A 24,855-nucleotide genomic window follows, 5' to 3' on the forward strand; every position below is an offset into this window, starting at 1 on the left:
ATCCCTATCGGCGAATGCCGACATACACTGCCGCTTCTACCCGTCCCTACGGAGCGCTCGATGCGTATCGGCCTGGCCGCCAACCGTCTCCATCACCACGATGCGCGCGCCGCGCTGTTCCGCTGGCTGCGTGCCAGCGAGGCCGGGCTGCGTGAACTGGGGGTATCGCTGCACGCGGTCGGGCGCACCCACGATGCGATCGAACGGCAGGGCTTCCTGGCCGGCTACGGCGGCCTGCACCGCTACCCCTACGGCCGCGAGGGTGGCCTGATGAAGCTGGTGGCCGAAGTGGTTGGCATGGGGCCGGACCGCACCCTGGACGGTGCGATCTACCTGATCGACCCGGTCGATCCTTCCTCGGTGTTTCCGGAGGCAACCGCGCTCAAGCGGCAGTGCGTGATCCACGGCAAGCCGTTCATTTCAACCGTGGCCACTGCGCGTGACTGGATCGAGGTGGAACGCATCCACGCCGGGCTGGCTGCCGATGCCGGTGCCGATGATCTGCATGCCTTCCAGCACCAGACGCTGGCGCTGATCGCGCACGACGCGATGAAGCCGGCGATGCTGGCCTTCGCTGACGAGCACTTCGATGTGCTGGCACGGTTCGGCGAGCGCGTGGCGACCGGCACCACCGGCCAGCGCTTGAACGAACTGGCCTGGAGCCGCGGCTGGCCCAGCGATACGCCGTGGGTGACGCGCTACCAGAGTGGCCCGATGGGCGGCGATGCGCAGATTGCCGACCGTGTGCTGGAGGGGCGCTGCCAGCGCGCGATCTTCTTCGAGGACCCGCATGTGGCACGCCAGCATGAGGCCGATATCCAGCTGTTGGAACGCGCGGTGACAACGGTGACCGACCAGGCGGTGTGCATCACCGCGCCGCGGGTGGCGGCGCGGTGGGCGACCGCGGCGGCATTGCGGGCGGGGTGAGGGTTTCGGCCAACGGCTGCGCCCCTCGTGGTCGGTCGTTCAAACCAGAAGCCGTGCTCGGCCAGGCGGGGTGGATTGCGCAGGGGTCGCTGCAAGTACGTCCCTGTAAGCTCGGTCGCCGCATCCATGCGGCTCACGCCCCTGCGCAACCCACCCCGCCCGGCCACGGACAGATTCCGGTGTGCCCACCACGGAAGAAAGAAAGAAGAGCAGGATCGGGTCGCGTGCTGCGCGCGCTTGTGTAGAGCCGAGCCCATGCTCGGCTGCATTCAACGGCAGCCGAGCGTGGGCTCGGCTCTACAGTTACAGCAGCTGGCGTAGCATGGCTTTCAGGCGCCGACCTTCCAGCTGGAAGTAGTCGCGCTGTTCGCGCCAGGCAGGGAAACGTTGTTCGACTTCATGCCAGAACGCGGGCGAATGATTCGGCTGGATCAGGTGGCAGAGTTCGTGCACCAGCACGTACTCGAACGCTTCCGGACGACCGAGCACCAAGGCCAGGTCCAGGGCCATGCTGCCATCGGGGGCCAGCGAGCCCCACTGCGAGGACATCACCTTCAGGCGCAGGCGGCTGGGGGCACGCGGCAGGGTGGGCAGGTACTTCGGCAGCCAGCGGCCGACGTCGGCGCGGGTCTGCGCTTCATAGAACTCGCGCAGCAGGCGACGCAGCGTGGCGTCACCACCACGGGTCGGCCACTGCACGCAGGCACCGTGCGCGTCGATCTCCAGCCGCGCGTAGCGGCCTTCCTGCCAGCGCAGCGGCAACAGTTCACCGCGCAATGGCAGCACGCCGTCTTCGCCGGGCTGCAGCGGTGCCGGCAGGCCCTGCCCCTGGTACTGGCGCAGCTGCAGCGCCAGCCAGTCGCGGTGCTGTTCCAGGAAGCGCTCGCCCATCACCAGGCTTGCGCGCGGGGGTAACGTCAACCGCGCGCCACGCTCGTCCACGCTCAGCTTGATGCGGCGCGCGCGCGGATCGCGCACGCGCAGCACCTCGATCTCGGCATCCTCCAGGCGCAGGCGAACGGTGTCGCGCTGTACGGTGGCGGGCGGGGTCGGAGTGATCAGGCGGCGCAGCAGACGGCTCATGCGCCCAGCATAGCGCTGGTTCGGGCCGCCGGATGACCGGCGACCGTCGGGCTGCCTGTTCAGTCAGCCTTGCTGAGCTTGAACGCTTCTTCCAGCAACAGGAACAGGCGGCGGATCTCGGCGCTCTGCAGGGCGAAGCGGGCATCGAACTCGGCACGGCGGCCGTCTTCGTCGGCATGCTCCAGCTGGTCCAGGGCGCCGTCGAGGAACTTCAGCTTGCGCACGATCAGGTCGTCGCCGATCACGAACGACAGGTTGTCCTCGAAGATCAGCGCCAGCTTGGTCACCTGCTTGCCGGCGTCCAGGTGCTTGTCGATCTCGTCGCAGCGCAGTTCCTGGTGCTGGCACTTGACCACCGCGCCGCCTTCGACCGGATCCTTCATCTCGCACTCTTCGCCCAGGCTCAGCCCGGTCGGCAGCGGCTCGCCGGCGATCCAGCCGGTCAGGATCGAGCGCGGCGCGACTTCGGCGTTCAGCGGCATCGCCGGGAAGCTGCCGAGCAGCCCGCGGATGTCGGACATGAAGTACTCGCCGGTCTTGCGGCTGGAGGTATCCACCGCCACGTAGCCGTGCTGCAGGTCGATGAAGGCGTCGTTGCGCGAGGACTTCACGAAGGCGCGCGGCAGAAGTTCATGCAGCAGGTCGTCCTTCATGCGCTTGCGCTCGCGGCCACCCGGGCGCCGCCCTTCCTTCTCCTCGATCTCCTCCAGCTTGCGCTCGAGCAGGTCGTTGACCACCGCCGCCGGCAGGATCTTGTCCTCGCCACCCACGGTCAGCCACAGGTGTTCGGCGATGCGGTGGGACAGCAGTTCCTTCTCCTCGCGGCCGAACGGCGAAATGAAGCCGCGCGAATTCATTTCCAGCGCGCCGACAGGCTTGAGCACGGCGTGCGGCAGCAGGGTATCGACTTCGGAAAAATCGGTGGTGGTCGGGAAACGGAAGAACGTCAGGTTGCGAAAGAACATGGAATTCCGGATGGCGAAGAGGAAGGGCGACCGACCTTAAACGGTGGGCGTCTCGGGATCTGCGTCGGCGTCGGCCGGGGAGCCGGCCAGCCAGGCATGGGCGTCGGGCAGCGGCGTGTCGTCGCGACGGCCCAGCGCCATGAAGTCGAACAGGGTGGTGTCGGCCAGCTGCGAGGGCCGGACTTCACCCATGGCGCGCGCGATCTGCTCGATGCGGCCCGGATGGTCCTTTTCCCACTGCTTGAGCATCAGGCCGACCTGGCGGCGCTGCAGGTTCTCCTGGCTGCCGCACAGGTTGCAGGGAATGATCGGGAACTGGCGTGCCTGCGCGTAGTCGACGATGTCGCGCTCGCGCACGTAGGCCAGCGGCCGGATCACCACGTGCCTGCCGTCGTCGCTGCGCAGCTTCGGCGGCATGCCCGCCAGCTTGGCGTGGTGGAACAGGTTCATGAAGAACGTGGCCACCATGTCGTCGCGGTGGTGGCCCAACGCGATCTTGGTGAAACCGTGGGTCTCGGCGTAGTTGTACAGCGCGCCACGACGCAGGCGCGAGCACAGCGAACACATCGTCTTGCCCTCCGGGATGACCCGGCTGACCACCGAATAGGTGTCCTGCTCGATGATGTGGTACGGCACGCCCAGCCCGGCCAGGTACTCCGGCAGGATGTGCTCGGGGAAGCCCGGCTGCTTCTGGTCCAGGTTCACCGCCACCAGCTCGAACGGCACCGGCGCCTTCTTCTGCAGCTGCAGCAGCACGTCCAGCAGGGTGTAACTGTCCTTGCCGCCGGACAGGCAGACCATGACCTTGTCGCCGGCCTCGATCATGCCGAAGTCGGCAATCGCCTCGCCGACCTGGCGGCGCAGGCGCTTGGCCAGCTTGTGCTGCTCGCGCTCGGCCACGCGTGGATCGCGGGCGGCGCGCGGCTGGGGATCGGGAAGGGAAATCACGGCACTCATGGGTTCCATTCTAACGGCTCGGAGCCGCCCCGGCCGGGGGTCGGGTTTCCCCTCTCCCGGCAGTCATCAACGCTGTGTATGCTCGGAGGCTGTGGATACCTACAGCCCCGCCGAGATCGTCGAGCACCTCGCCGCCCTGCGCGCCGAGCACCGCCTGCTGGATGAACAGATCACCCGCATGGCGGCCAACGGCGAGGACGAACTGGAAGCCAAGCGCCTGAAGCGGCGCAAGCTGCAGTTGAAGGACTGCATCGCCAGGCTGGAAAGCCTGCAGATTCCTGACGAGCCGGCCTAAAGACCGTCCTGGTGGATGCCAACCTTGGTTGGCACTGCTGGAAGGTGTGGACCAGGTCCACACCCACCGCAGGAGCCGGCGCTGCCTTCAATCCTGCGGCGCAGGCTCGTCCGGGCGAGCTGCTTCCGGGCTGACCCGCTCGATGGTGTGGCGCAGCTCGCGCCCCAGGATGAACTTGGCGTCCTTGGCCCAGGCATCCAGGCGTTCATCGAACAGCAGCTTGCTGTTCTCGTCCGGCCACACCAGGCGCAGTTCGCGCAGCTTCTGGATGAAGCCGCGGAACAGGGCCTTGTCGAAGAACTCGGGAGCGGCCGGCGCATAGAGCAGGCTCAGGCGCTGCGCGGCCTGCTGGCACAGGCTTTCCAGCTCGGCCGCACCGAGCACGCCCGGGCCGTTCTTCACCAGCACCGAGATGGCGATGTAGTAGCGCTCGAACGCCTGCTGCAGCGAATGGCCGATCGCCCGCAGGCGGAACACCTCGTCGGTCTGCCCGGTGTTGCGTGCCAGGATGCCGCCGTCGTCATCGTTGACGTTCTGCAGCAGGCCTTCGCGCACGAACACATCAATGGTGCGGTCAATGCGCTGCGCGAACTCGTCCTCGCTCCACGGCAGGAACAGCTCGGCCTGCAGGAACGGGTACACCGTGCGGCCCAGCTGGACCAGGCCGGTACGGCTCATGCGGCGGTTGTTCTGGAAGCAGCAGGCCACCCACGACGAGGCGGTGAACAGGTGCACCACGTTGTTGCGGAAGTAGCTGAGCAGCACCGCGGTGTCGCCGCTGACGCTGAGCACATCGCCGAGCGGGTGCTTGATGCGGGTGAGGACGTTGATTTCCTCGGCATGGGCGATGATCCGCTCCGGCGAGTGCGGGGTCACCGTCACCCGGTCCGAGTACGGCATCTCGACCAGCAGCGTCTTGCACAGCTCGATCTGCGCGATCAGGTCGGCCTCGCCCATCGCGTGCTTCGGCGTGGACAGCAGGGCCAGCGCCAGCAGATTGATGGGGTTGACGTCGGCAGCGCCGTTGATGCGCACCTGGATGCGTTCGGCCAGCGTATCCACCGTGGTCGACAGCCAGGCTGGCTTCTCGTCCTCGGACACCGCCTCGCCCTTCCACTCCGGGGCCTTCTCGGCCAGCACGTCGTTCAGCGCGATCGGCTCGCCGAAGTTCACCACCACCTGGCCGTAGTTCTGCTTGAGCACCTTGGGGATGCCCCACAGCAGCGACCAGATCGACTCCTTTTCCTTCGGCCGGCCGGACAGTTCGTCCAGGTAGCTGCCGCCCTCCATCAGCTTCTCGTAGCCGATGTAGATGGGCTGGAACAGGACCGGCTTGCGCGGCTGGCGCAGGAATGCACGCAGCGTCATCGAGATCATGCCGCCCTTGGGCTGCAGCAGGCGCCCGGTACGCGAGCGGCCGCCTTCGACGAAGTACTCCAGCGAATAGCCACCGGCCACCAGCTGCGCGACGTACTCACTGAGCACTGCAGAGTACAGCGCATTGCCACGGATCGAACGGCGGATGAAGAACGCACCGCCCTTGCGCAGCAGGGTGCCGACCACCGGCAGGTTCAGGTTGATGCCGGCCACGATGTGCGGCGGCACGATGCCACGGTCGTACAGCAGGTAGGACAGCAGCAGGTAGTCCATGTGGCTGCGGTGGCTGGGCACGTAGACCACTTCGTGGCCCGGCGCGGCGGCCTTGAACTTGTCCAGGTGGTGCACCAGCACGCCCGCGTAGATGCGGTTCCACACGTGGCTGAGCATGAAGCTGGCCGAGCGCACCACCGGGCTGGAATAGTCCGCAGCGATTTCCCAGGCGTAGGCGTGTGCCTTCTTCCAGGCATCGGCCGGCTTCGAGTTGTCGCGCTTGGCCTGTGCGGCGATCGCTTCGCGGACCGGCTCGGCGGCCAGCACCTGGTCCACCAGCAGGCGCCGGGTCGACAGGTCCGGGCCGATGACCGATTCACGGATGCGGCGGAAATGGGTGCGCAGCACGCGCTGCAGCTTGCGGACCGTGCGCTCCGGCTCCAGGCCTTCGTCGACGGTGCTGCGCAGCGAGATCGGCGGGGCGAAGCGCACGATGGTATTGCGCCCGTTCAGCAGCAACCCCAGCAGGCGGCGGAAGCGGCCCACCAGCGCCCAGTTTTCCGAGAACAGCACCGCGAACCAGCCGCTCTGCTTGTCCGGCGCGCGGCCGACGAAGATCGACACCGGCACCAGGTGCACATCCAGGTCATCGCGCACGCGGTGCGCCTGCAGGACCTTGGCCAGCGAATCAGAGTGGGTCTTGGCGCCGCGCTGCTCGGGAATCAGCGAGTTGCTGGAGCTGCGCCGCGACAGCGCCAGATAGGCGCGCTTGCGGCCGGTCGGATCACCGGCCAGCGGCACCAGCGGCGACGGCAGGCCGGCCTGGCGGCAGGCCTTGTCCAGGATCAGCGCGTTGGACAGGCCGTAGTCTTCCAGCACGTACATGACCGGGCGGCCATCGTTGTACTGGCCCGGGTCTTCCGGTTCGATCTTCAGCGACAGCCACGGCTCGACCAGGCGACCGAGCAGTCGGGCCCACAGTGGACGGCGGCCGGCCGGACGCGCGTGCGCGGGCGGCGGTACCGGGTTCGGGCCGGTACCGGTCGAGGGGGACGCCGGCACCGTATCGGCGGGCGTCGACTGGGATTCTTCGCCGGGGAACGGCAGCGGGTTCTGTTTCGACATCGGCGCCATTATGGCTTAGCCGGCGGTGTTGCCGCTTCCCCACCCTCGGCGGGGGCTTCAGCCGGTGCTGGCGACGCAGCCGCGCGGGCCGCATCGGCCTTGCGCAGCAGCGCGTCGGCGTCGGCCAGGGTGCGGGTCAGGTACCAGTGGCCCTCGCGCCGGCTCAGTGGCAGCTGCAGGGTCATCTCGCGACCGGCCAGGTCGTAGTGCAGGCGCACCAGCGCATTGTCACCTTCCACCGACAGCAGTTCGCCGCGCACGCTGCGCAGCGCGTCGTCCACGCCGAGTCCGTAGCTGCCCAGCACCGCCTTGAGGGTGTGGATGAACGGTGCCAGCTGCTGCAGGCTGCCTTCCATGCCGGCCGCCTGCAGGCCGGCTTCATCATCGAAGCCGACCTTGCTGGCGGCGCCGACCAGCGCGGCGATGGTGCTGCGGGCACGTGCGCGGTCGCTGATCGGGGCAGCCTGCGCCCACCCCGCCAGGGTCTCGACCAGGGCGATGTAGTGGGCCTGCTGGCTGGGCGTGTAGCCCTTCTGGTGGCGCAGGTACTGCACGCCGAAGTTGCCCATCGACTGTGCGGCCTGGCGCACGGCGCCGGCCTGGCCAGCCAGCTGACGATCGAAGCTGCGCTGCAGTTCGGCGCTGGCACCGGGCTTGCGCAGTGCGGCCAGCATCGGCAGCAGCTGGTCGCCCAGTGGCAGCTCGGTCAGCGGCCACTGGCTGTGGCCTTCCACCCACGCCTGCTGCAGGCGCTGGTACTGGCCCGGCGGCACCGACAGCTTTGCGTAGCCGACCAGATCATCTTCGGCCAGGCGCAACGCCATCGCCTGTACTGCAGCCACCGGCTCGGCCGCCGGCCTGGCCGGATCGTTGGCAGACTCGCGGCACCCCGCCACGGCCAGCAGCAGCATGGCCGCCAGCCCCCATCCACGCGCAGACTTTCCTCGCACCGCCACGCTCATGCACTCGGACTCCCCGGACCGGCCCGCATCTTGCGGCCTGCGACGTGACAGCGGCAAGCCGGGACGTCACGGTTTCCAGCCAAGGGGGGCAGATCTCCTCTGCTGCGGGCAGAAGGGATCGCCCCGCCACCGGGATAAAAAAAGAGCCCGGATCACGGGGATCACAGGCTCTTCAAGCCGGCGCGGGGCCGGAGGACAGTGTTGTGGCACATGTCCGGCCCGAGGACCGGATGGCGGCGATCCTACGCTGCCGTTCAAGTTAAGGCAACACTTCACGTAATGCCACGTATGTATTTGATTTTATTGTATCAATCGCGTTGCCAAACCGCTTCGATGAAATCTACGGCGTGTTTTTCGGCGATTCGGGCATAAATCCCCGGATAGCCGGCCAGCGCACAGCCCTCGCCCCAGCTGACGACACCGAACTGGGTCCAGCCTTCACGCAGGCGCAGCAGCAGGGGGCCTCCGGAATCCCCCTGGCAGCTGTCGATGCCCTCGCGGCCGGCGCAGATGACCTTTCCACGTGACAGTTCACCGCCGTAGGCCTGCTGGCATTCGGTGAAGGAAACGAACGGCACCTGCGCGGTCTGCAGCTGAGTCGGATAGACCCGGCCATCGCCGATGTCGGTGTCTCCCCAGCCGATCACCGTGAATTCACGGCCCGGCTTGAGATAGCTGGCGTCGGGCCGCAGCCGCAGTGCCACCGGCTGTGCGCCGTCCAGCGGTGCGCTGAGCTGGATCAGGGCGACGTCGTGCTCCAGCGAATTGCCGCTGTTGAATGCCGGATGGACGTGGATCGCCTTGACGTTGGACGGTCGTGGCGCGGCGTCGGTGGACAGGGTCGTGACCTTGCCGACAACGGCGATGCCACCAGGCGCTTCGCCCTGCATGCAGTGCGCGGCCGTCAGCACCCACGAGGGCGAGATGAGGGTGCCCCCGCAGAAGTGGCGGTCGTGGTCCGAATCGCCGTCGAAGATGCCCTGGATGCTGACCATGAACGGGTACTCGTCGGCCGGCGCCGCTTCGCCGCCGATGATGCGCGGCGCATCGCGCAGCTGCGGCGCAGCGATGGCGGGTACGGCAGACGCGGCCAACAGCAGGCCGATGAACAAAGAGGTGCTGCGATACATTTCCCTGTACTCCTCTGTCGATGGTTGGAACCGGTGCGGCCGCGGTCCGTACCGGTGCATCGATTGGGGAGCAGTGGAGAGGCCCGCAGCGCGAACGTGCGCACAGTTCTCGTGGCTGGCGCTGCGTGCGACAGATGCAGCCCCACAAATGCGAACGCCATCCCGCATGGATCGGGATGGCGTTCGTGGTGCCAGCGTGACCGGCGTCGGTGGTGGGCTCAGCGTGCAGCCAGAGCCGACGCGATTTCCTGCTGGATCGCCCGCGCTGCGGCCTGCGGATCGGCGGCCAGGCGGATCGGGCGACCGACCACGATGGCATCGGCGCCATCGGCAAAGGCCTGCGCTACGCCAACGGTACGCTTCTGGTCATCGCCGACCGGGCCACCGGGGCGGATGCCAGGGCAGACGATCGAGAATCCGCTGCCGGTGGCAGCGCGGATCGGGCCGGCTTCCTGGCCCGAAGCGATCACGCCATCGATGCCGGCGGCCTGGGCAGCCAGCGCGCGCTCGACCACCACGTCCACCGGTTCGCGGTCGATGCCCATCTGTGCGAGGTCGGGGCGCCCCATCGAGGTCAGCACGGTCACTGCCAGCAGGCGCATGTCGCCGCTGTTGGCGGCCGCGCACGCCTCCATCATGGCCGGGTGCCAACCATGGATGGTGGCGTAGCTGACCGGCCACTGCGACAGGCGCTTGATCACCGCCGCAGCGGTGGCCGGAATGTCGAAGAACTTCAGGTCGACGAACACGCGCTTGTCGCGGCGGGCCAGCTCATCGAGCACCTGGAAGTACTCGCCGGAGGCGAGCAGTTCCATGCCGATCTTGTAGAAGGCCACGCTGTCGCCAAGGCGGTCGACCCACGCCAGCGCCTGCGCGCGGTCAGGCACGTCCAGCGCGAAGATCAGGCGCTCGTCGTCGCGCAGCGGCAGTGGCGCGCGGCTCATGGGGCGTAGTCCAGGGCGGCGCGCTTGGCGTCGTGACGGGCCTGGCGCGACTGGCTGTAATCGTTGTTGAACTGCGCCGGCTCGAAGCCACCGTAGGTCGGGTTCGGCAGCATCCACCAGCGCTCGCCGAACCAGTCGTGGTACTGCTGCAGCAGGGCGTCACGGCCTTCGTTGGTGTTGGTGCTCACTTCCACGAAGTCACCCAGCTGGTCGCCGAACTGCATCAGCACGCGGTACTTCTGCCCGGCCAGGCGGCGGCGGCAGTTCTTCTCGCTGCCGCCCTGCTCGCAGCCCTCGACAACGGTGCCCAGGCCCAGGAACACGCTGTCATCGGCCACCGGCAGGCCCTGCTCGCGCAGGTTGGCCAGGGTCGCGTCCTTCAGGTGCACGGCACGGTTGGAGATGTACAGCAGGGTCACGCCCTTGGCGTTGGCGGCCTTGGCGAAATCAACCACGCCCGGAATCGCCTTGGCCTTCTTTTCGGCCACCCACTGGTCCCAGCTCAGCTCGTCGTATTCCTTGCCGTCGCGCACCAGGCGCGCCTGGTAGGGCGAGTTGTCCAGCACGGTCTCGTCCACGTCCAGCACCACGGCCGGCTTCAGGCCCTTGGCCTCGTTGCCGCGTTCTTCCGGCACCAGTGCGTCCCAGTGGGCCTCCTTCAGCGCCGCATCCAGGCGATCGGCGGCGGCCCGGTAGGTCTGCTCGGTGATCGCCCTGTACTCCTGCGCACGCTGCATCCACAGCACGGCGTTGAGGTTGTCGTTGGCGGTGGCATCACGCGCGCCATCGGCCTCGGCAGCGGCCGCCGGGGCCTCCGGCGCGGCGGCTTCGGCAGCAGGCGCATCCACGCGCTTGCAGGCGGACAGGCCCAGCGCCGCGGTGGCGAGCAGGGTCAGGGACAGGGAAACGGGACGACGCATGGATTCACCGGCAATCAGATATACCGGCGCATTTTACCGGCAAAGGCGGCCTCGGGACGGCTATGCTTGGCGGTTGACCCGTTGCCCTTCCGGAGGCCGCCATGACCGATTCCGTCCAGACCCCCGACGTCCCCCTGCTCGACGCCGTGCAGGCCCGCCTGCTGGGCTGCCTGGTGGAGAAGGAGGCAACCACACCGGACACCTACCCGCTGACGGTCAATGCGGCCCAGTCGGCCGCCAACCAGAAGACAGCCCGCGAGCCGGTGATGAACGTCGACGCCGGCAGCGTGCAGCACGCGCTGCGCCAGCTGGAAGCACTGGGCCTGGCCCGCCAGCACTTCTCCTCGCGCGCCGACCGCTACGAGCACCGCCTGCAGGCCGCGCTGGACCTGACCCGGCAGCAGACCGTGCTGCTGGCGCTGCTGTTGCTGCGCGGTCCACAGACCCTGGGCGAGCTGGTGTCGCGCAGCGAGCGTCTGTACCGGTTCGCGGATATCGACGAAGCCCGCCACGCCATCGAGCGCCTGCAGCAGCGCGCGCTGCTGGTGGTGCTGCCGCGCGCCAGCGGCCAGCGCGAAGACCGCTACATGCACCTGCTGTGCGGTGAAGTGGATGGTGCCGCGCTGGCGGCCAAGTACGCCAGCAGTGGCGGTGGCAGCAGCGATGCGGCCGATCCGGGCCTGGCCGAGCGCGTGGCCCAGCTGGAAACGGCCGTGGCCGAGCTGCAGGCGCAGCTGGCAGAACTGCGCGGTTGAGGTCCACATCCGGTAGTGCCGGCCGCTGGCCGGCAACCCGGTGATGCCTGGATGCCGGCCAGCGGCCGGCACCTACGATCATCAGGGATCAGACCTCCGCCGCTCCCGGCGTGGCATACAGCCGGCTCGGGCTGTCCACGCCCGGCAGCTGGATCACTCCGCGCTCCTGCATGCCCAGGCCCAGCAGGATCTTCCCGGACACCACGTTGTCCAGATCGGTAATGCCATACAGATCCCGCAGGCCCAGCGCTCCGCGTGCATGCGCGAACACCGCACGCGCCGCCTCACCGGCGTAGCCTTGCCCGGCAAATTCCGAGAGCACCGCATAGCCGATGTCCGGCCCCGGCAGGCCATCACGCCGCACCAGCCCGGCATTGCCCAGCCACGCGCCATCGGACAGCCGCTCGATGGCGTACATGCCGAACCCGTTCAAGGCATAGCTGTGCAGCACCCGCAGCGCGATGTACTCCCGCGCCTGTTCCTCGCTGCGTACGTTGCGGTCACCAATGAAGCGCACGAAGCCCGGATCGTTCAACAGTGCCAACATCGGCACCGCATCGCGGTCGGGCTCGATCGCACGCAGACGCAGGCGTTCACTTTCAATCGGATGCACGCGCAGACCTCCAGCCGAAACCCCGATTCTGCCTCAACCCCCGGCTGTTGAATTTTATTTTCTTTGCATTGCCGTGGAAGGACACGCCCGGGGGTCACTTCAGGGACGGGTTCACGGCGTCCCCCGCGAACCCACCCCGACCGGCCAGCCACCGAACCAACGCGTGCTCCACCACGGAGGGGCGGCGCCGTTGGAGCGCCTTAGTCGAACAACGCCTCGATCGCCGCCAACCCCGCGCTCGCCCGTTCCTTCTTGCGCGCCGCATCGGCCACCGGGTCAGCACCGTCGCGCTGGATCTCCTCGGCCGGGATCTCATCGAAGAACCGGCTCGGCTTCAGCCGCACATGCTCGCCGAACTTGCGCGTGAGCTTGCTGTAACTCATCCACAGCTGGATCTTGGCGCGGGTGATGCCCACGTACAGCAGGCGCCGCTCTTCCTGCAGGTTGCCCTCGTCCAGGCTGACCTGGTGCGGCAACACGCCGTCCTCGCAGCCAACGATGAACACGTACGGGAATTCCAGGCCCTTGGAGGCGTGCATGGTCATCATGCGCACCTGGTTGCCGCCCTCGTCCTTGTCGCTGCGCGACAGCAGCGCCAGCTGTCCGGCCAGGTCGGCCGCTGTGGCGCCGCGCGGGCCGCCCTCGAACCACTGCGCCAGTTCCTCGATGTTGTTGGCGCGGCGCTGGTAACTGGCCTCTTCCTTGGCCTGCTGGCGCAGTTCGCTGAGCAGGCCCGATTCCTTGGCGACCTTGCGGATCATGTCGCCGGAGCTGACCTGGCGCATCTGCGCGCGCAGGTCGCGCAGGATGTCGGTGAAGCGCGCCAGGCTGTTGGCCGCGCGCGGTGGCAGCTGCTGCAGCGCACCGATCGACTCGGCGGCATGCGCCATCGGGATGTCCTTTTCCTGCGCCAGCTCGGCCAGCCTGGCCAGTGTACCGGCACCCACGTCGCGCTTGGGCGACTGCACCGCGCGCATGAACGCGGTGTCATCGTCCGGGTTCACCAGCAGCCGCAGCCAGGCCAGCGTGTCCTTCACTTCCTGGCGTTCCAGGAACATCGTGCCGCCGGTCAGGTGGTAGGGGATGCGCAGCAGCTGCATCGCCTTTTCCAGCGGCCGCGACTGGAAGTTGCCACGGAACAGGATGCAGAAATCACTCCACGGCACGTTGCGCGACTGCGCCACGAAGGCGATTTCGGCGGCGACCTTTTCCGCTTCATGCTCGCTGTTGCGGCATTCCCACACCCGGATGCGCTCACCGTCGGCCTGGTCGCTCCACAGCTTCTTCAGGTGTTCGTGCGGGTTGTTGGCGATCAGCGCATTGGCTGCACGCAGCACGCGGTTGGAGCAGCGGTAGTTCTGCTCCAGCTTGATGATTTCCAGCGTGGGGTAGTCACGCCCCATCTGCTGCAGGTTCTCCGGGTTGGCGCCACGCCAGGCGTAGATCGACTGGTCATCGTCACCCACGCAGGTGAAATTGCCCTTCTCACCAGCCAGCTGCTTGAGCAGGCGGTACTGCGCGTCGTTGGTGTCCTGGCATTCGTCCACCAGCAGGTAGCCGATGCGCTCGCGCCAGGCCAGGGCGATCTCGGGGTTCTCTTCCAGGATCTGCACCGGCAGGCGGATCAGGTCATCGAAATCGACCGCATTGAACGCGGTCAGCCGCAGCTGGTAGCGCTCGTAGACGCTGGCCGCTTCCTTCTCGCGGTTGCTGCGTGCGGCGGCCATCGCCTGCTCGGGCGACAGCCCTGCGTTCTTCGCGCGCGACACCAGGTTCTTCATGTCCTCGATGTCATCGGGCTTGGCGCCGTGCATCAGGTCCTTGATCTGCGCGGCGGCATCATCGGCATCGAAGATGGAGAAGCCGCGCTTCAGGCCCACGGCGGCATGTTCGATCTGCAGGAACTTCAGGCCCAGCGCATGGAAGGTGCAGATGGTCACCTCGTCAGCGTCCTGCTCGCGCAGGCGCTTGGCCACGCGCTCGCGCATTTCCTTGGCCGATTTGTTGGTGAAGGTGATCGCCGCGATGCGGCGCGCCGGATAGCGGCCACTGCCGATCAGGTGGGCGATCTTCTCCACGATCACCCGCGTCTTGCCGCTGCCGGCGCCGGCGAGCACCAGCAAGGGGCCTTCGATGTGCAGGACGGCGGCGGCTTGGGGGGGATTGAGACCGTGCATGGGGACAGGATTGTAGCGGGGTGCCGGCGGGCCGACCTGACTTGCATGACACCTGGCCGTAAGGTATTGAGTCGACACCGGAACACAGGAGCGTGGTCCATGTCCTTGAACATCATCGCCCGCCCGCTGGTGGCTACCCTGCTGGGCCTGCTGGCCGTGCCTGCGGCCGGGTCCGGCCCGGCACCGCCTGCCGACGCCTATGAAACCATCGTGCTGCAGTCGCACGAGTTCCTCGTCTACCATCCGGACCTGCGCTTCCGTGGGCTCGGCATGCAGGCCCGCGAGCGGGGCCGCCACGAAGAGGCCCGCAACGACTTCCGCAATGCCGCGCGCTACGGCGACAAGCTGTCACAGGCAGCGCTGGCCGACATGCTCTGGAACGGGCAGGGCGGTCCGGTCGACCGCGCCCTGGGCTATGCATGGATGGACCTGGCGGCCGAGCGCGGCACCGAGTGGCTGGTGGTACAGCGCGAACGCTTCTGGGAGGCGCTGTCCGCCGACGAGCGCGAGCGCGCGGTGCGCGAGGGCCGCGCGCTGTATGCCGAGTTCGGCGATCCGGCCGCGACGCCGCGGCTGGAACGTGAACTGCGGGCCGGCAGCATGCGGCAGACCGGCAGCCGCGCCGGCTGGAACGGCGCCATGCGCAGCCAGGGCCGTGGCGATGCGGGGGCCCGTGTGCTGCAACCGGAAAAGCACCAGTTGGCGCGCTACTGGGACCCGGTGGCCTACCGGCAATGGCAGGACGAGGAGCTGGCCAGATCGGGGCGATGAGCCACGCCTGCCAGGCCATCGTTGCCTCGGCGCTGCCGGCACCGGGGTACGCGACAGCCGGCACGTGATCGCCCGGCCACGGCCGATCCGCGACGGCGGGCCGGGTGGCGACTAGAATTGGCCGATGGCCAAGCTCTACTTGTACTACTCGGCGATGAACGCCGGCAAGACCACCACCCTGCTGCAGAGCGCGCACAACTACCGCGAGCGTGGCATGCGGGTGGCGATCCTGACCCCACGCCTGGACGACCGTGCCGGCGCCGGCGTGGTCGCCTCGCGGATCGGCCTGCGCGCTGACGGCATGGCCTTCGACCGCGATACCGACCTGCAGCGCTGGGTGGAGCAGGATCTGGCAGCCAACGGCCCGATGGGCTGCGTGCTGGTGGACGAGGCGCAGTTCCTGACCCGCGCCCAGGTCTGGCAGCTCAGCGAGGTCGTCGACCAGCTGCGCATTCCGGTGCTGTGCTACGGCCTGCGTACCGACTTCCGCGGCGAGCTGTTCGAAGGCAGCCAGTACCTGCTGGCCTGGGCCGACGAGATGCAGGAAATCAAGACCATCTGCCACAGCGGCAAGAAGGCGACGATGACCGTGCGCGTGGACGAGCATGGCCACGCCGTGCAGGACGGCCCGCAGGTGGAGATCGGTGGCAACGAGCGCTACGTGTCGGTCAGCCGTGCGGAGTTCAAGAAGATCACCCGCGGTGAAGGGCGTATCGATCCGGCGCAGGCCCCGCTGCCGTTGTAAAGGGTGTTCGGCAGGGCTGCGCCCTGCACCTGCAGAGGCAACAGCAACGTCAACAGCGAAAGCTGGCATTCCGTGGGAAGGCGGGGCACTGTGGGTGTGCGGGGACGGCGCAAGTACGTCCATGTAGCCTTGGTCGCCGCATCCATGCGGCTCACACCCCGCAAACCCACAGTGCCCCGCCTTCGACAATTGGCCGGCGGCCAGTAGATCCACGCCATGAGTGGATGAAATCTGTCAGATATCGAATGAAATTCCGGGGTCAGATCCGCTTTCCTTCGGAAAACGGATCTGACCCCATGAGCTGTTCCGACAGATCGCGGAGGTCTGTCGAAGGCGGGGTGGGTCCGGTTGCGGGGGCGTGAGCCGCATGGATGCGGCGACCGAGCTTACAGGGACGTACTTGCAGCGTCCCCCGCAACCGGACCCACCCCGCCATCCCACGGAATGCACGCATTTGACGTTGCCTTGGCTTGAAGCGGGTGCAGGGCTGCAAGCCCTGCAATCCCAAACCACTCAGTACAGCGTGCGCTCCGGCGCTCCGGCCGGCGGCGGGGTGTACTGGTACAGCCAGGTCTCGGTGAGGGTCTTGCCACCACTGCGCAGGAACAGGCGGATGTCGATCTGCTCGGTACTGCCTTCCGGCGGCACCAGGTCGAACATCGCGCGATAGCCGTTGATCTCGCGCAGCGGGCGCGCCGAAACGATCTCGACCCGGCCACGGCTGGCTTCCACCACCGCTTCGACCTCGGCCTTGTCGATCAGCCTGGCCAGTTCGCCACCTTCGAAGTCCACCGCGAAGCGCCAGCTGAAGTACTCGCGCTTCTTGCCGACCACACCGCCCAGGCCGGTGCGGCTGGCCACGCAGTGCGCCAGCGGCGGGCGCGCCGGCGGTTCGGCGCCCCAGTACAAGCGGTAACCGACCAGCAGCTCCTGGCCCGGCTGTGGCTTTTCCTTCGGGTTCCAGAACGCCACGATGTTGTCGAAGGTCTCGTCCACGGTGGGAATCTCCACCAGCTGCACCGAGCCTTCGCCCCATTCGCCCTTCGGCTCCACCCACAGGCACGGGCGCTTCTCGTAGAACACGCCGTCGTCCTGGTAATGGTCGAAATTGCGGTCGCGCTGCAGCAGGCCGAAGCCGCGCGGGTTGCGGTCCACGAACATGTTGAAACGCAGGTTGCGCGGGTTCAGCAGCGGCCGCCAGATCCACTCGCCGGCACCGGTCCACAGCGACAGGCCATCGGTATCGTGGATCTCCGGGCGCCAGTCCCAGCCCATCCGGCGGTCGTTCTCGCCCACCTGGTACATGCTGGTGCACGGGGCGATGCCCAACCGCTCGATCGTCTTGCGCGGGTACAGCGCGCTGTCGATGTCCATCAGCAGCACGTCACCGTTGGTGATCGCGAAGCGATAGGCTCCGGCCACGCTGGGCGAATCCAGCAGGCCGTAGACCACGATCGTGTCCGAATCAGCCGACGGCTGTTCCAGGTAGTAGGCGATGAAATCCGGGAATTCCTCCGGCTTGCCCATGCCGGTGTCGATCGCCAGGCCACGCGCGGACTGCCCGTACTGGCCCTCCTTGCCGACCGCGCGGAAGTAGCTGGCGCCAAGGAAGGCGGCGAAGTCGCGGTCGGTGTCCTTGCGGGTGTTCAGGCGGAACCCGGCGAAGCCCAGATCGGCCGGCAGCTCGCCATCCTTGATGCCGCTCTTGCCGTAGTTGAACGCCGCGCCGTCATACGCCAGTTCCTGCGCCTTGCCGTCGACCACGTCGAACATGCGCACCGGCGAATGGAAGTACAGGCCCAGGTGGAAGAACTTGGCCTGGAACTTGCCGGGCTGGTCGGCCCACAGCGCATGGTCCTGGCGGTAGCCAATCGACTGGTACTGGTCCCAGTCGAGGCCTTCCAGGCGGCCCGGCAACACCCGCTTGTGGCTCTTGTAGGGTGCCTGTGCCAGCGCGCGCGCCTGGCCCTTCAGGGTGGCGAAGTCGAACGGCTGCGGTTGGCCGAGGCGGCGCAGGCCCATCTGGCCGCTCCTGCTGGCCGCGCACGCGGGCAGGGACGGCAGGCCGAATGCAGCCAGGGCGAGGGAGGCATTGCGGATGAAGTCGCGTCGTTGCATGCAGGCGCGTCAGGCACAGAGGGAAGGTCGGCCATGATAGGCAGACAAACGTTAACGGGCAGCGGAGACGCGCCCTGCCCGTTCAGCTGCCGCTGGTCGCCGGCTCAGCGCTGGCAGTGGCTGCACCAGACGCTGGCGCGCTGGCCGATGGTGGCGTGCTTCAGCGCGCGCCCGCAGTTCGGGCACGGCAGCCCGTCGCGGCCGTACACCAGCAGCTCCTGCTCGAAGTAGCCCGGCGCACCATCGGGGCTGATGAAATCGCGCAGGGTGGTGCCGCCGCGGGTGATGGCGTAGCCCAGGATTTCCTTCACCGCGTCGGCCAGCCGCTGGTAGCGTTCTCGCGAGATCTTTCCTGCCTCGCGCAACGGGCTGATGCCGGCCTTGAACAGGCTCTCGGCGGCGTAGATGTTGCCCACGCCCACCACCACCGCCTGGTCCATCAGGAAGGTCTTCACCGGCGCGCTGCGGCCCCGGCTGCGGTTGAACAGGTAGTCGCCGTCGAACGCGTCGTCCAGTGGCTCCGGGCCCAGCCCCTGCAGCAGCGGGTGGATCTCCCCAGCCGGCTGCCAGAGCAGGCTGCCGAAGCGGCGCGGGTCGTTGAAGCGCAGCAGGCGGCCGTTGTCCAGGCTGATGTCAACGTGGTCATGCGCCCGCAGCGGGGTATCACCGGGCAGCACGCGCAGGCTGCCGGACATGCCCAGGTGCAGCACGGCGCTGCCGATGGCGGTATCCAGCAGGAGGTACTTGGCGCGCCGGCGGATGTCCTCGATGCGCTGCCCCGGCAGCAGCTCGGCCACTTCCGGTGGAATCGGCCAGCGCAGGTCGGCGCGGCGCAGGATCACGCCATGCACGCGCCGGCCCTGCAGGTGCGGCGCCAGGCCGCGGCGGGTGGTTTCGACTTCGGGCAGTTCAGGCATGGTGCGATTCTACGCCCGCTCAACGCGGCGGCGCGGACAGCTCGCGGGCATCCAGGAAGCCATCACCGTTGGCATCCTGCTTGTGGAAGCGCTGCACGATCACCTGCCGCTGCTGCTCGCGGCGGATTGCCCTGCCCTTGCCGCCGGGCAGCTCGTCGGCGCTCAGTACGCCATCACCGTTGCGGTCCATGCGATCGAAGGCATACAGCATCCACTGCACGTACTCGGCCTCGCTGACCCTGCCGTCGCCATCGCTGTCCATCCGCTGCAGATAGCTGGCGGTGTCGGTGACCTGGGCCAGCGCCGCACCCGGCAGCAGCGCCGCCAGCAGAAGCCCGTACCCTGCCCTCACGCGCCCACCAGACTGTAGCCCTTCAAGCGTGCGGCGTAGGCCTGCAACGCCGCGATACCGCTTTCCTCGGCCTCGCGGCACCACGCCTGCAGCTGATGCAGGCGCTCGGCGGCGTCGTGGCCACGGGCTTCCAGCAGCGCAGCCAATCGCCCGCGGTACTCGACCAGGGTGCGGATGCGCGGCCGCTGCGCCACCCATGCGCTGAGCTGGGCGCGGCTGTCCGGCTTCAGCCAGCGGCCATCGTTGACCAGGCCACGGCGCAACCGGCGTGGCAGCAGGCGGCGCAGCTTGGCCCCGGCCTGCGCGGCCTCCTCGCGCAGGGCCGGCATGAACACGTTGCGCTGGTAATCGGTCATCGCCTGGAAGCGGTGCGACAGCAGCGCCTTCAGCGTTTCGGCATCGGGCACGGCGATGTTCGGGCGCACGTCCATGGCCGGCGCCACCCGCAGCACCCTGGCCAGGCGCAGCGCCTGCAGCAGGCGGATCGCACTCCAGCCGATATCGAACTCCCAGCGCCGCATCGCGAAGCGCGCCGAACTGGGGAAGGCATGGTGGTTGTTGTGCAGCTCCTCGCCACCGATCCAGAACCCCCACGGCGTGAGATTGGTGGAGGTATCGGCCGACTCGTAGTTGCGGTACCCCCACCAGTGGCCCAGGCCATTGACTACGCCCGCCGCCCAGAACGGGATCCACGCCATCTGGATCGCCCACAGCGCCACGCCGGGCAGGCCGAACAGCACACTGTTGATCGCCAGCAGCACTACCGGCCCCAGCGTGGCGTGCGGGGTATACAGGTGGCGCTCGATCGCGTCGTCCGGCGTGCCGCGCCCGTACTGCTCGATGTCCGCGCGCATGCCGCGCGCTTCGCGGTACAGCTCCACGCCATGCCAGAACACCTTGCCGATGCCGCGGGTGACCGGGCTGTGCGGGTCGTCCTCGGTCTCCACCTTGGCGTGGTGCTTGCGATGGATGGCCACCCACTCGCGGGTGATCATCGACGTGGTCAGCCACAGCCAGAAGCGGAACACGTGCGCCAGCGCCGGATGGAAATCGACCCCGCGATGGGCCTGGCTGCGGTGCAGGTACAGGGTTACCGAGAAGATGGTGATCTGGGTGAAGACCAGCAACACCGCCAGCATGGCCCACCCTCCCAAGCCGAGCACACCACCGGTCAACAGGGACATCAGGGCATCAGACATGGCAGCTCTCCGGATCGACGCGGGGATGGCAGACATGATGGGCGCTTGCGTTGCAAACTGCATCCCTGCGGCGATGTATCGCATCGCCATTCGTGGCACCGTTCACAGTTGGGGACCTGAGTTGTCGAGCCTTGATCCACGCGCCAGCACCATGACTGCCGCCCCGCCCGTTGCGGAGCTGCCCCCCTTGATCGAACTGGACCGCGCCACCGTGGTGCGCGGCCAGGTGAAGGTGCTGCACGGGCTCAGCCTGCGCATCGCACAGGGCCAGCACACCGCCCTGCTCGGCCCCAACGGCTGCGGCAAGTCGACCTTCATCAAGCTGATCACCCGCGAGCTGTACCCGCTGGCGCAGGTCGACGGTTCCGTGGCGGTAAGGGTGCTGGGGCAGAACCGCTGGCAGGTGGACCGGCTGCGATCGCAGCTCGGCATCGTCACCGGCGATCTCAGCAGCAATCTGGCCGACATGCCGGGCCTGACCGTGGAACAGGCAGTGCTGTCCGGCTTCTTCGCCAGCTACGTGGTGCCGGCCTTCCGCGAAGTGACCGCCGATATGCGCGCACGCGTGGGCGAGACACTGGCGATGACCGGCGCCCTGTCCCTGCGCGACCGCGCCTACGCCGAGTTGTCCGCTGGCGAGACCCGCCGCGTGCTGATCGCCCGCGCGCTGGTCAACCGGCCGCAGGCACTGCTGCTGGATGAACCCTCCACCGGGCTGGACCTGGTCGCCCGCGAGCAGCTGGTGGCGACCATGCGGGTGCTGGCGCAGCAGGGCATCACCCTGGTGCTGGTGACCCACCACATCGAAGAGATCATTCCCGAGATCGAGCGCGTGGTACTGCTGCGCGATGGCCGCGTGCTGGCCGACGGCACCCGCGCCGAGCTGCTGCGCAACGAACCGCTGTCGGCGGTGTTCGGCGGCGCGATCACCGTCTGCGAGCAGGAAGGCCGGCTGACCGCATACGCGGGGTGATCGGCATGCCGTTGTAGAGCCGAGCCGATGCTCGGCTGCTCCTGATCACGACAAACAGCAGCCGAGCATCGGCTCGGCTCTACAGGATGCAATGCAGCGGGCCGGATATCCCGGCCCGCCACCGTCGTACTCAGAACCGCAACGCCAGCGCGCGCGACTCGATCGGTGCCATCCGGCTCTGATCCTGCAGCTGCAGGTCGCGCAGCTCGTACGGTGCGCCAAAACCGGCCGGCAACGCGGCCTCGCCGAACGGCAGCACCAGCTGGCCGGCGCCTGGGCCATCGAACCACCCGGCTGCATGTGCCTGCGCGACCGGCTTCATCCGGCCATCGCGGGCCGTGGCATACAGCGTGCCGCGTGCCTCGTAGCGGCCTGCCGCAGCCACCTGCAGCGGCAGCGCCACCTGGCGGCTGGACGGGTCCGGTGCTGCATGGCCACTGAAACGCGCGGTCGGCCGTGCCACCGCGAAGGCCACCTTGCCATCGCGCAGCACGCCATCGGCCTGGGCGAACACCTGCAGCTCCCACAGCCCCTGCACGGTGCCGACGTCGGTCGGGATCCGCACCTGCGCGCGCAGGCTGCCATCGGTGGTGCGCAGCAGACGCTGCGGCCAACTGCGGCCATCCGGTGCGACCAGCAGGGCTTCACCACCCAGGCCGCCACGACGCGATGCCAGCTGCGCGGTGGTGGCGCCGTCTTCCAGCAGGCGTGCCTGCAGCTGCACGTTGCCACCGGCCAGCACCTGCGCCTGCTTGGCCTGCACTTCCAACCGCAGCGGGCTGTTCGGCTCCAGCACCTGCACCACATAGCGGCCCTGCGCCTGCGTGCTCTGCAGGGTGTACGCACCGGCGGCACTGGTCGCGCCGGTGCGCAGCATGCTGCTGCCATCACTCACCGGCATGCCGGCATCCTGCAGCGCGCGCGCATCGACACTGCGGGCCACGCTGCTGCGGCCAGCCGGGTCGCGCACCTGCAGGGTGTTGGCCGGCAGCGCGCGGGCTCCTGCGGCCGGACTCAGCTGGATCACCGCATCCGGCGCCGTCAGCGGCAGGTCCAGGCCGCGCTGCAGCTGCGTGCCATCGACCTGCTGCCAGTAACTGCGGCTGACCGAGGCATATGGCGTGGCCGCCTGCAGCGGCTGTGCCGGGTCCAGCGCCCAGGCAAACGACAACGGCGCGTGTTCGCTTTCATCGGCAGGCAGCGGCGCGGCCACCAATGCGGCAGGCACCTGATCGCCCGCGCGGGCCGCCTGCAGAGGCTGCGCGGCCTGCGCGGCGGAAAGGGACAGTACTGCCAGCACCGCACTGGCCAGCAGGGTGGAATGGGTCGTCATGGTTATCTCTCTCACTGGGTCAGGTCGTTGCGCAGCAGGGTGCCGAGGCCGAAGCACTCGCGCCGGCTCTGGTTGTGGCTGAGCGGTTCTGCGCCCTGGGTGCGCGCTTTGTCGGTGAACCAGGTGGTGCCGGCCGCCTTCTGGCTGCTGCACTCCAGAAAGCCATCGGAGCAGGACGACAACCAGTTCTGGGTGAATTCCAGGCCAACGTTGGCGGCATAGCCACCGCAGTAGCTGTTGCTGTCCCACACCGCCGATTCCACGTCACTGCCGACCACCGCGCGGAACGGCTTGGGCAGCGCCGGGCGACCGGCCGTGCCGTACAGGTTCTGCGCGTTGTAGGTGGCCATGCTGGCCACCTGCTGCTGGCGTACCGCGTCGTTCTTGTAGCCCAGCAGCCAGCCCAGTGACGTTTCGAAGGTATTGCCGTTGAGCACCGCATCGGCCAGCGGCGTGCCCGCCGAGGACGGCGCCAGTGCGGTGACCTTGCGCACCGTGCGGATGATCTTCGGATAGCGGCTGTCGTAGGTCGGGTTGGACAGGATCCAGCGCATCACGTTGCCGCCGTTGGAATGGGTGATCACCACCAGCTGGGTGATGCCACGGCTGTCGATAAAGCCGGTCAGCTGGTTGGCCAGGCAGCCGGCGGCCTCCGGTTTCCACATGTACTGGGTGAAGTCACAGTTGATGACCACATAGTTGCTGCTGTTCGGCAGGCCCTGGCGCACGGTGTCGATGATCGCCGGCTGCCAGTAGTCCTGGGTGGCATTGGTCTGCGCGCCGGTGCCATGCACGAAGGCCACGCCGACCACGTCGGCGGCCTGCGTCGGTGCTGCTGCCAGCCCCAGAAGCAGGGCCAGGACGGTACTTCCTGTTGCGGTGCTGCGCATCGCTTCTCTCCCTCTGTCTTCGGATCCCCCCGACCCGGCTGGAACTGGACGGCCCCTGGTGCCTGCCGATGTGCCGATGCTCACGGTGCGGCCGCGTGAAAGTCCGTGCGCTGCGCCCGGATTCAGCAGACTGGCACCCTTCGATGACGTTCTTCATCTCCTGTGATGACCATGCCGGGTCTGGCCGTATGACCGATGGCCACTGCGGTGCCGCGCACGGGCTGCGATCATGACGCGATGTTTTTCCTCCGGAGCCCGTCCATGTCGATGATTTCCCACCCTGCCCGCCCGCTGCTCGGCCTCGCCGTTGCCGTGGCCCTGGCCGGCTGTGCTGCCACGGCCACCAAGCCGACCGCCGTCGAAGCCAACATCACCACCAAGGCCGTGGGCTATCTGGACAAGAGCGCTGTTCCGGCCAGCCTCGATCTGGTGCCGGCACCGCCGGTGGCCGGTTCGGCCGCCCTCGCCCTGGACGAACAGGTCAGCCGTGAAGCCCGCGCGCTGCGAGGCAGCCCGCGCTTCGCCCAGGCCGGCGTCGATGCGGAACTCGGCTTCCCCGAGGGTGCAAACCACTTCTCCTGCGCCGCCGACATCGACGTCGATGCGGTGAAGACTCCGGCGCTGTATCGACTGCTGGAGCGCAGCCGGATCGACGCCAGCGCCGCCACCAAGGCGGCCAAGAACCACTACCAGCGCCCGCGCCCGTTCATGGTCAACGGTGAGCCGACCTGCTCGCCGAAGGACGAGGATGGCCTGCGCAAGAATGGTTCCTATCCATCAGGCCACACCTCAATCGGCTGGGCCTGGGCACTGATCCTGTCGGAGATCGCGCCGGACCGCGCCGATGCCATCCAGGCCCGCGGCCGCAACTACGGCGAGAGCCGCCTGGTGTGCAACGTGCACTGGCAGAGCGACATCCTCGAAGGCCGCTTCATGGGCGCCGCCGCCGTGGCCCGCCTGCACGACAACGCGGCGTTCAACAAGGACCTGCTGGCCGCACGCAAGGAGATCGAGGCGGCGCGGAAGGCCGGTCGGCACTCCAGCCGCGACTGCGCCACCGAGAATGCGGTGCTGAAGGTGCGCCCGCAGAGCGCGCTGTAAGCCATGCCTCTGT

General features: G+C 68.0%; 23 protein-coding genes. 7 read left to right on the plus strand and 16 right to left on the minus strand.

Annotation, left to right across the window (positions count from 1 at the left end; translation table 11 throughout):
- Nucleotides 1–60: 60 nt before the first annotated feature.
- A complete protein-coding gene (locus tag ROV93_RS14855; protein WP_072167410.1) occupies nucleotides 61–927 on the plus strand; it encodes a methylglyoxal synthase in 867 nt (288 codons plus the stop codon).
- Nucleotides 928–1,230: 303 nt separating this feature from the next.
- Here ROV93_RS14855 and ROV93_RS14860 read toward each other — a convergent pair whose 3' ends face one another.
- The 3 genes from ROV93_RS14860 to ttcA are packed head-to-tail and all read right to left on the minus strand — an operon-like array spanning nucleotide 1,231 to nucleotide 3,932.
- A complete protein-coding gene (locus ROV93_RS14860; protein WP_061479922.1) occupies nucleotides 1,231–2,010 on the minus strand; it encodes a SprT family zinc-dependent metalloprotease in 780 nt (259 codons plus the stop codon).
- 59 nt (nucleotides 2,011–2,069) lie between these two features.
- Nucleotides 2,070–2,975, minus strand: coding sequence for a recombination-associated protein RdgC (locus ROV93_RS14865; protein ID WP_005421064.1), 906 nt, complete (start codon nucleotides 2,973–2,975; stop codon nucleotides 2,070–2,072).
- Between the two features lie 36 nt (nucleotides 2,976–3,011).
- Complete coding sequence (gene ttcA / locus ROV93_RS14870) at nucleotides 3,012–3,932, minus strand: tRNA 2-thiocytidine(32) synthetase TtcA (protein ID WP_172412120.1); 921 nt, start codon at nucleotides 3,930–3,932, stop codon at nucleotides 3,012–3,014.
- Between the two features lie 91 nt (nucleotides 3,933–4,023).
- Here ttcA and ROV93_RS14875 point away from each other — a divergent pair, with 91 nt between their 5' ends.
- Nucleotides 4,024–4,227 (plus strand): YdcH family protein, encoded by a 204-nt coding sequence (locus tag ROV93_RS14875; RefSeq protein WP_005421068.1) that lies wholly within the window; start codon nucleotides 4,024–4,026, stop codon nucleotides 4,225–4,227.
- A gap of 87 nt (nucleotides 4,228–4,314) precedes the next feature.
- On the opposite strand, the gene plsB is transcribed toward ROV93_RS14875, so the two are convergent.
- From plsB to ROV93_RS14900, 5 genes are all read right to left on the minus strand, one after another.
- Nucleotides 4,315–6,951, minus strand: a complete 2,637-nt coding sequence (plsB, locus tag ROV93_RS14880; RefSeq protein ID WP_061479924.1) for a glycerol-3-phosphate 1-O-acyltransferase PlsB — start codon at nucleotides 6,949–6,951, stop codon at nucleotides 4,315–4,317.
- Nucleotides 6,951–7,904 (minus strand): hypothetical protein, encoded by a 954-nt coding sequence (locus tag ROV93_RS14885; RefSeq protein WP_072167411.1) that lies wholly within the window; start codon nucleotides 7,902–7,904, stop codon nucleotides 6,951–6,953. The genes plsB and ROV93_RS14885 overlap by 1 nt, the downstream gene beginning before the upstream one ends.
- 308 nt (nucleotides 7,905–8,212) lie before the next feature.
- Nucleotides 8,213–9,034: a serine protease gene (locus tag ROV93_RS14890; RefSeq protein ID WP_072167412.1), complete on the minus strand. Its 822-nt coding sequence runs from the start codon at nucleotides 9,032–9,034 to the stop codon at nucleotides 8,213–8,215.
- A 218-nt stretch (nucleotides 9,035–9,252) separates the two neighbouring features.
- Complete coding sequence (gene pyrF / locus ROV93_RS14895) at nucleotides 9,253–9,978, minus strand: orotidine-5'-phosphate decarboxylase (protein WP_005421084.1); 726 nt, start codon at nucleotides 9,976–9,978, stop codon at nucleotides 9,253–9,255.
- Nucleotides 9,975–10,898, minus strand: a complete 924-nt coding sequence (locus ROV93_RS14900) for a 5'-nucleotidase, lipoprotein e(P4) family (protein WP_072167413.1) — start codon at nucleotides 10,896–10,898, stop codon at nucleotides 9,975–9,977. Before ROV93_RS14900 ends, pyrF begins: the two co-directional genes overlap by 4 nt.
- A gap of 101 nt (nucleotides 10,899–10,999) precedes the next feature.
- On the opposite strand from ROV93_RS14900, the gene ROV93_RS14905 reads away from it, so the two are divergent.
- Complete coding sequence (locus ROV93_RS14905; protein ID WP_072167414.1) at nucleotides 11,000–11,653, plus strand: DUF480 domain-containing protein; 654 nt, start codon at nucleotides 11,000–11,002, stop codon at nucleotides 11,651–11,653.
- A gap of 88 nt (nucleotides 11,654–11,741) precedes the next feature.
- On the opposite strand, the gene ROV93_RS14910 is transcribed toward ROV93_RS14905, so the two are convergent.
- Both ROV93_RS14910 and ROV93_RS14915 read right to left on the minus strand, forming a co-directional pair.
- Nucleotides 11,742–12,266 carry a GNAT family N-acetyltransferase gene (locus tag ROV93_RS14910; protein WP_072167415.1) on the minus strand — a complete coding sequence of 175 codons (525 nt, stop codon included), beginning with the start codon at nucleotides 12,264–12,266 and terminating at the stop codon, nucleotides 11,742–11,744.
- 200 nt (nucleotides 12,267–12,466) lie between these two features.
- Complete coding sequence (locus ROV93_RS14915; RefSeq protein ID WP_072167416.1) at nucleotides 12,467–14,443, minus strand: UvrD-helicase domain-containing protein; 1,977 nt, start codon at nucleotides 14,441–14,443, stop codon at nucleotides 12,467–12,469.
- A gap of 99 nt (nucleotides 14,444–14,542) precedes the next feature.
- Between ROV93_RS14915 and ROV93_RS14920 the strand changes: the two genes are divergently transcribed.
- Both ROV93_RS14920 and ROV93_RS14925 read left to right on the plus strand, forming a co-directional pair.
- Nucleotides 14,543–15,214 (plus strand): SEL1-like repeat protein, encoded by a 672-nt coding sequence (locus ROV93_RS14920; protein ID WP_072167417.1) that lies wholly within the window; start codon nucleotides 14,543–14,545, stop codon nucleotides 15,212–15,214.
- 124 nt (nucleotides 15,215–15,338) lie between these two features.
- On the plus strand, nucleotides 15,339–15,959 hold the full coding sequence (locus ROV93_RS14925; RefSeq protein ID WP_072167418.1) for a thymidine kinase: 621 nt from the start codon (nucleotides 15,339–15,341) through the stop codon (nucleotides 15,957–15,959).
- A 513-nt stretch (nucleotides 15,960–16,472) separates the two neighbouring features.
- Here ROV93_RS14925 and ROV93_RS14930 read toward each other — a convergent pair.
- The 4 genes from ROV93_RS14930 to ROV93_RS14945 all read right to left on the minus strand — a co-directional run bounded on the left by ROV93_RS14930 (nucleotide 16,473) and on the right by ROV93_RS14945 (nucleotide 20,545).
- Nucleotides 16,473–18,077 (minus strand): glucan biosynthesis protein D, encoded by a 1,605-nt coding sequence (locus tag ROV93_RS14930; protein ID WP_072167419.1) that lies wholly within the window; start codon nucleotides 18,075–18,077, stop codon nucleotides 16,473–16,475.
- A gap of 104 nt (nucleotides 18,078–18,181) precedes the next feature.
- Nucleotides 18,182–18,994 carry a bifunctional DNA-formamidopyrimidine glycosylase/DNA-(apurinic or apyrimidinic site) lyase gene (gene mutM, locus ROV93_RS14935; RefSeq protein WP_072167420.1) on the minus strand — a complete coding sequence of 271 codons (813 nt, stop codon included), beginning with the start codon at nucleotides 18,992–18,994 and terminating at the stop codon, nucleotides 18,182–18,184.
- Between the two features lie 19 nt (nucleotides 18,995–19,013).
- The gene (locus ROV93_RS14940) at nucleotides 19,014–19,346 is read right to left on the minus strand and encodes a hypothetical protein (RefSeq protein ID WP_005421108.1); all 333 of its coding nucleotides are present in this window, start codon (nucleotides 19,344–19,346) and stop codon (nucleotides 19,014–19,016) included.
- The gene (locus ROV93_RS14945) at nucleotides 19,343–20,545 is read right to left on the minus strand and encodes a fatty acid desaturase (RefSeq protein WP_072167421.1); all 1,203 of its coding nucleotides are present in this window, start codon (nucleotides 20,543–20,545) and stop codon (nucleotides 19,343–19,345) included. The genes ROV93_RS14940 and ROV93_RS14945 overlap by 4 nt, the downstream gene beginning before the upstream one ends.
- Nucleotides 20,546–20,696: 151 nt before the next feature.
- On the opposite strand from ROV93_RS14945, the gene ROV93_RS14950 reads away from it, so the two are divergent.
- The gene (locus ROV93_RS14950; RefSeq protein ID WP_053496707.1) at nucleotides 20,697–21,518 is read left to right on the plus strand and encodes an ATP-binding cassette domain-containing protein; all 822 of its coding nucleotides are present in this window, start codon (nucleotides 20,697–20,699) and stop codon (nucleotides 21,516–21,518) included.
- Nucleotides 21,519–21,648: 130 nt separating this feature from the next.
- Here the strand turns inward: ROV93_RS14950 and ROV93_RS14955 are convergent, their stop codons facing one another.
- Complete coding sequence (locus ROV93_RS14955; protein WP_072167422.1) at nucleotides 21,649–22,851, minus strand: DUF4785 domain-containing protein; 1,203 nt, start codon at nucleotides 22,849–22,851, stop codon at nucleotides 21,649–21,651.
- Between the two features lie 11 nt (nucleotides 22,852–22,862).
- Nucleotides 22,863–23,741, minus strand: coding sequence for a hypothetical protein (locus ROV93_RS14960; RefSeq protein WP_072167423.1), 879 nt, complete (start codon nucleotides 23,739–23,741; stop codon nucleotides 22,863–22,865).
- 261 nt (nucleotides 23,742–24,002) lie between these two features.
- Between ROV93_RS14960 and ROV93_RS14965 the strand changes: the two genes are divergently transcribed.
- Nucleotides 24,003–24,842: a phosphatase PAP2 family protein gene (locus ROV93_RS14965; RefSeq protein WP_072167424.1), complete on the plus strand. Its 840-nt coding sequence runs from the start codon at nucleotides 24,003–24,005 to the stop codon at nucleotides 24,840–24,842.
- The last annotated feature ends 13 nt before the right edge of the window (nucleotides 24,843–24,855 follow it).

The organism is Stenotrophomonas maltophilia group sp. msm4, from assembly GCF_032025605.1.
GTDB lineage: Bacteria > Pseudomonadota > Gammaproteobacteria > Xanthomonadales > Xanthomonadaceae > Stenotrophomonas > Stenotrophomonas sepilia.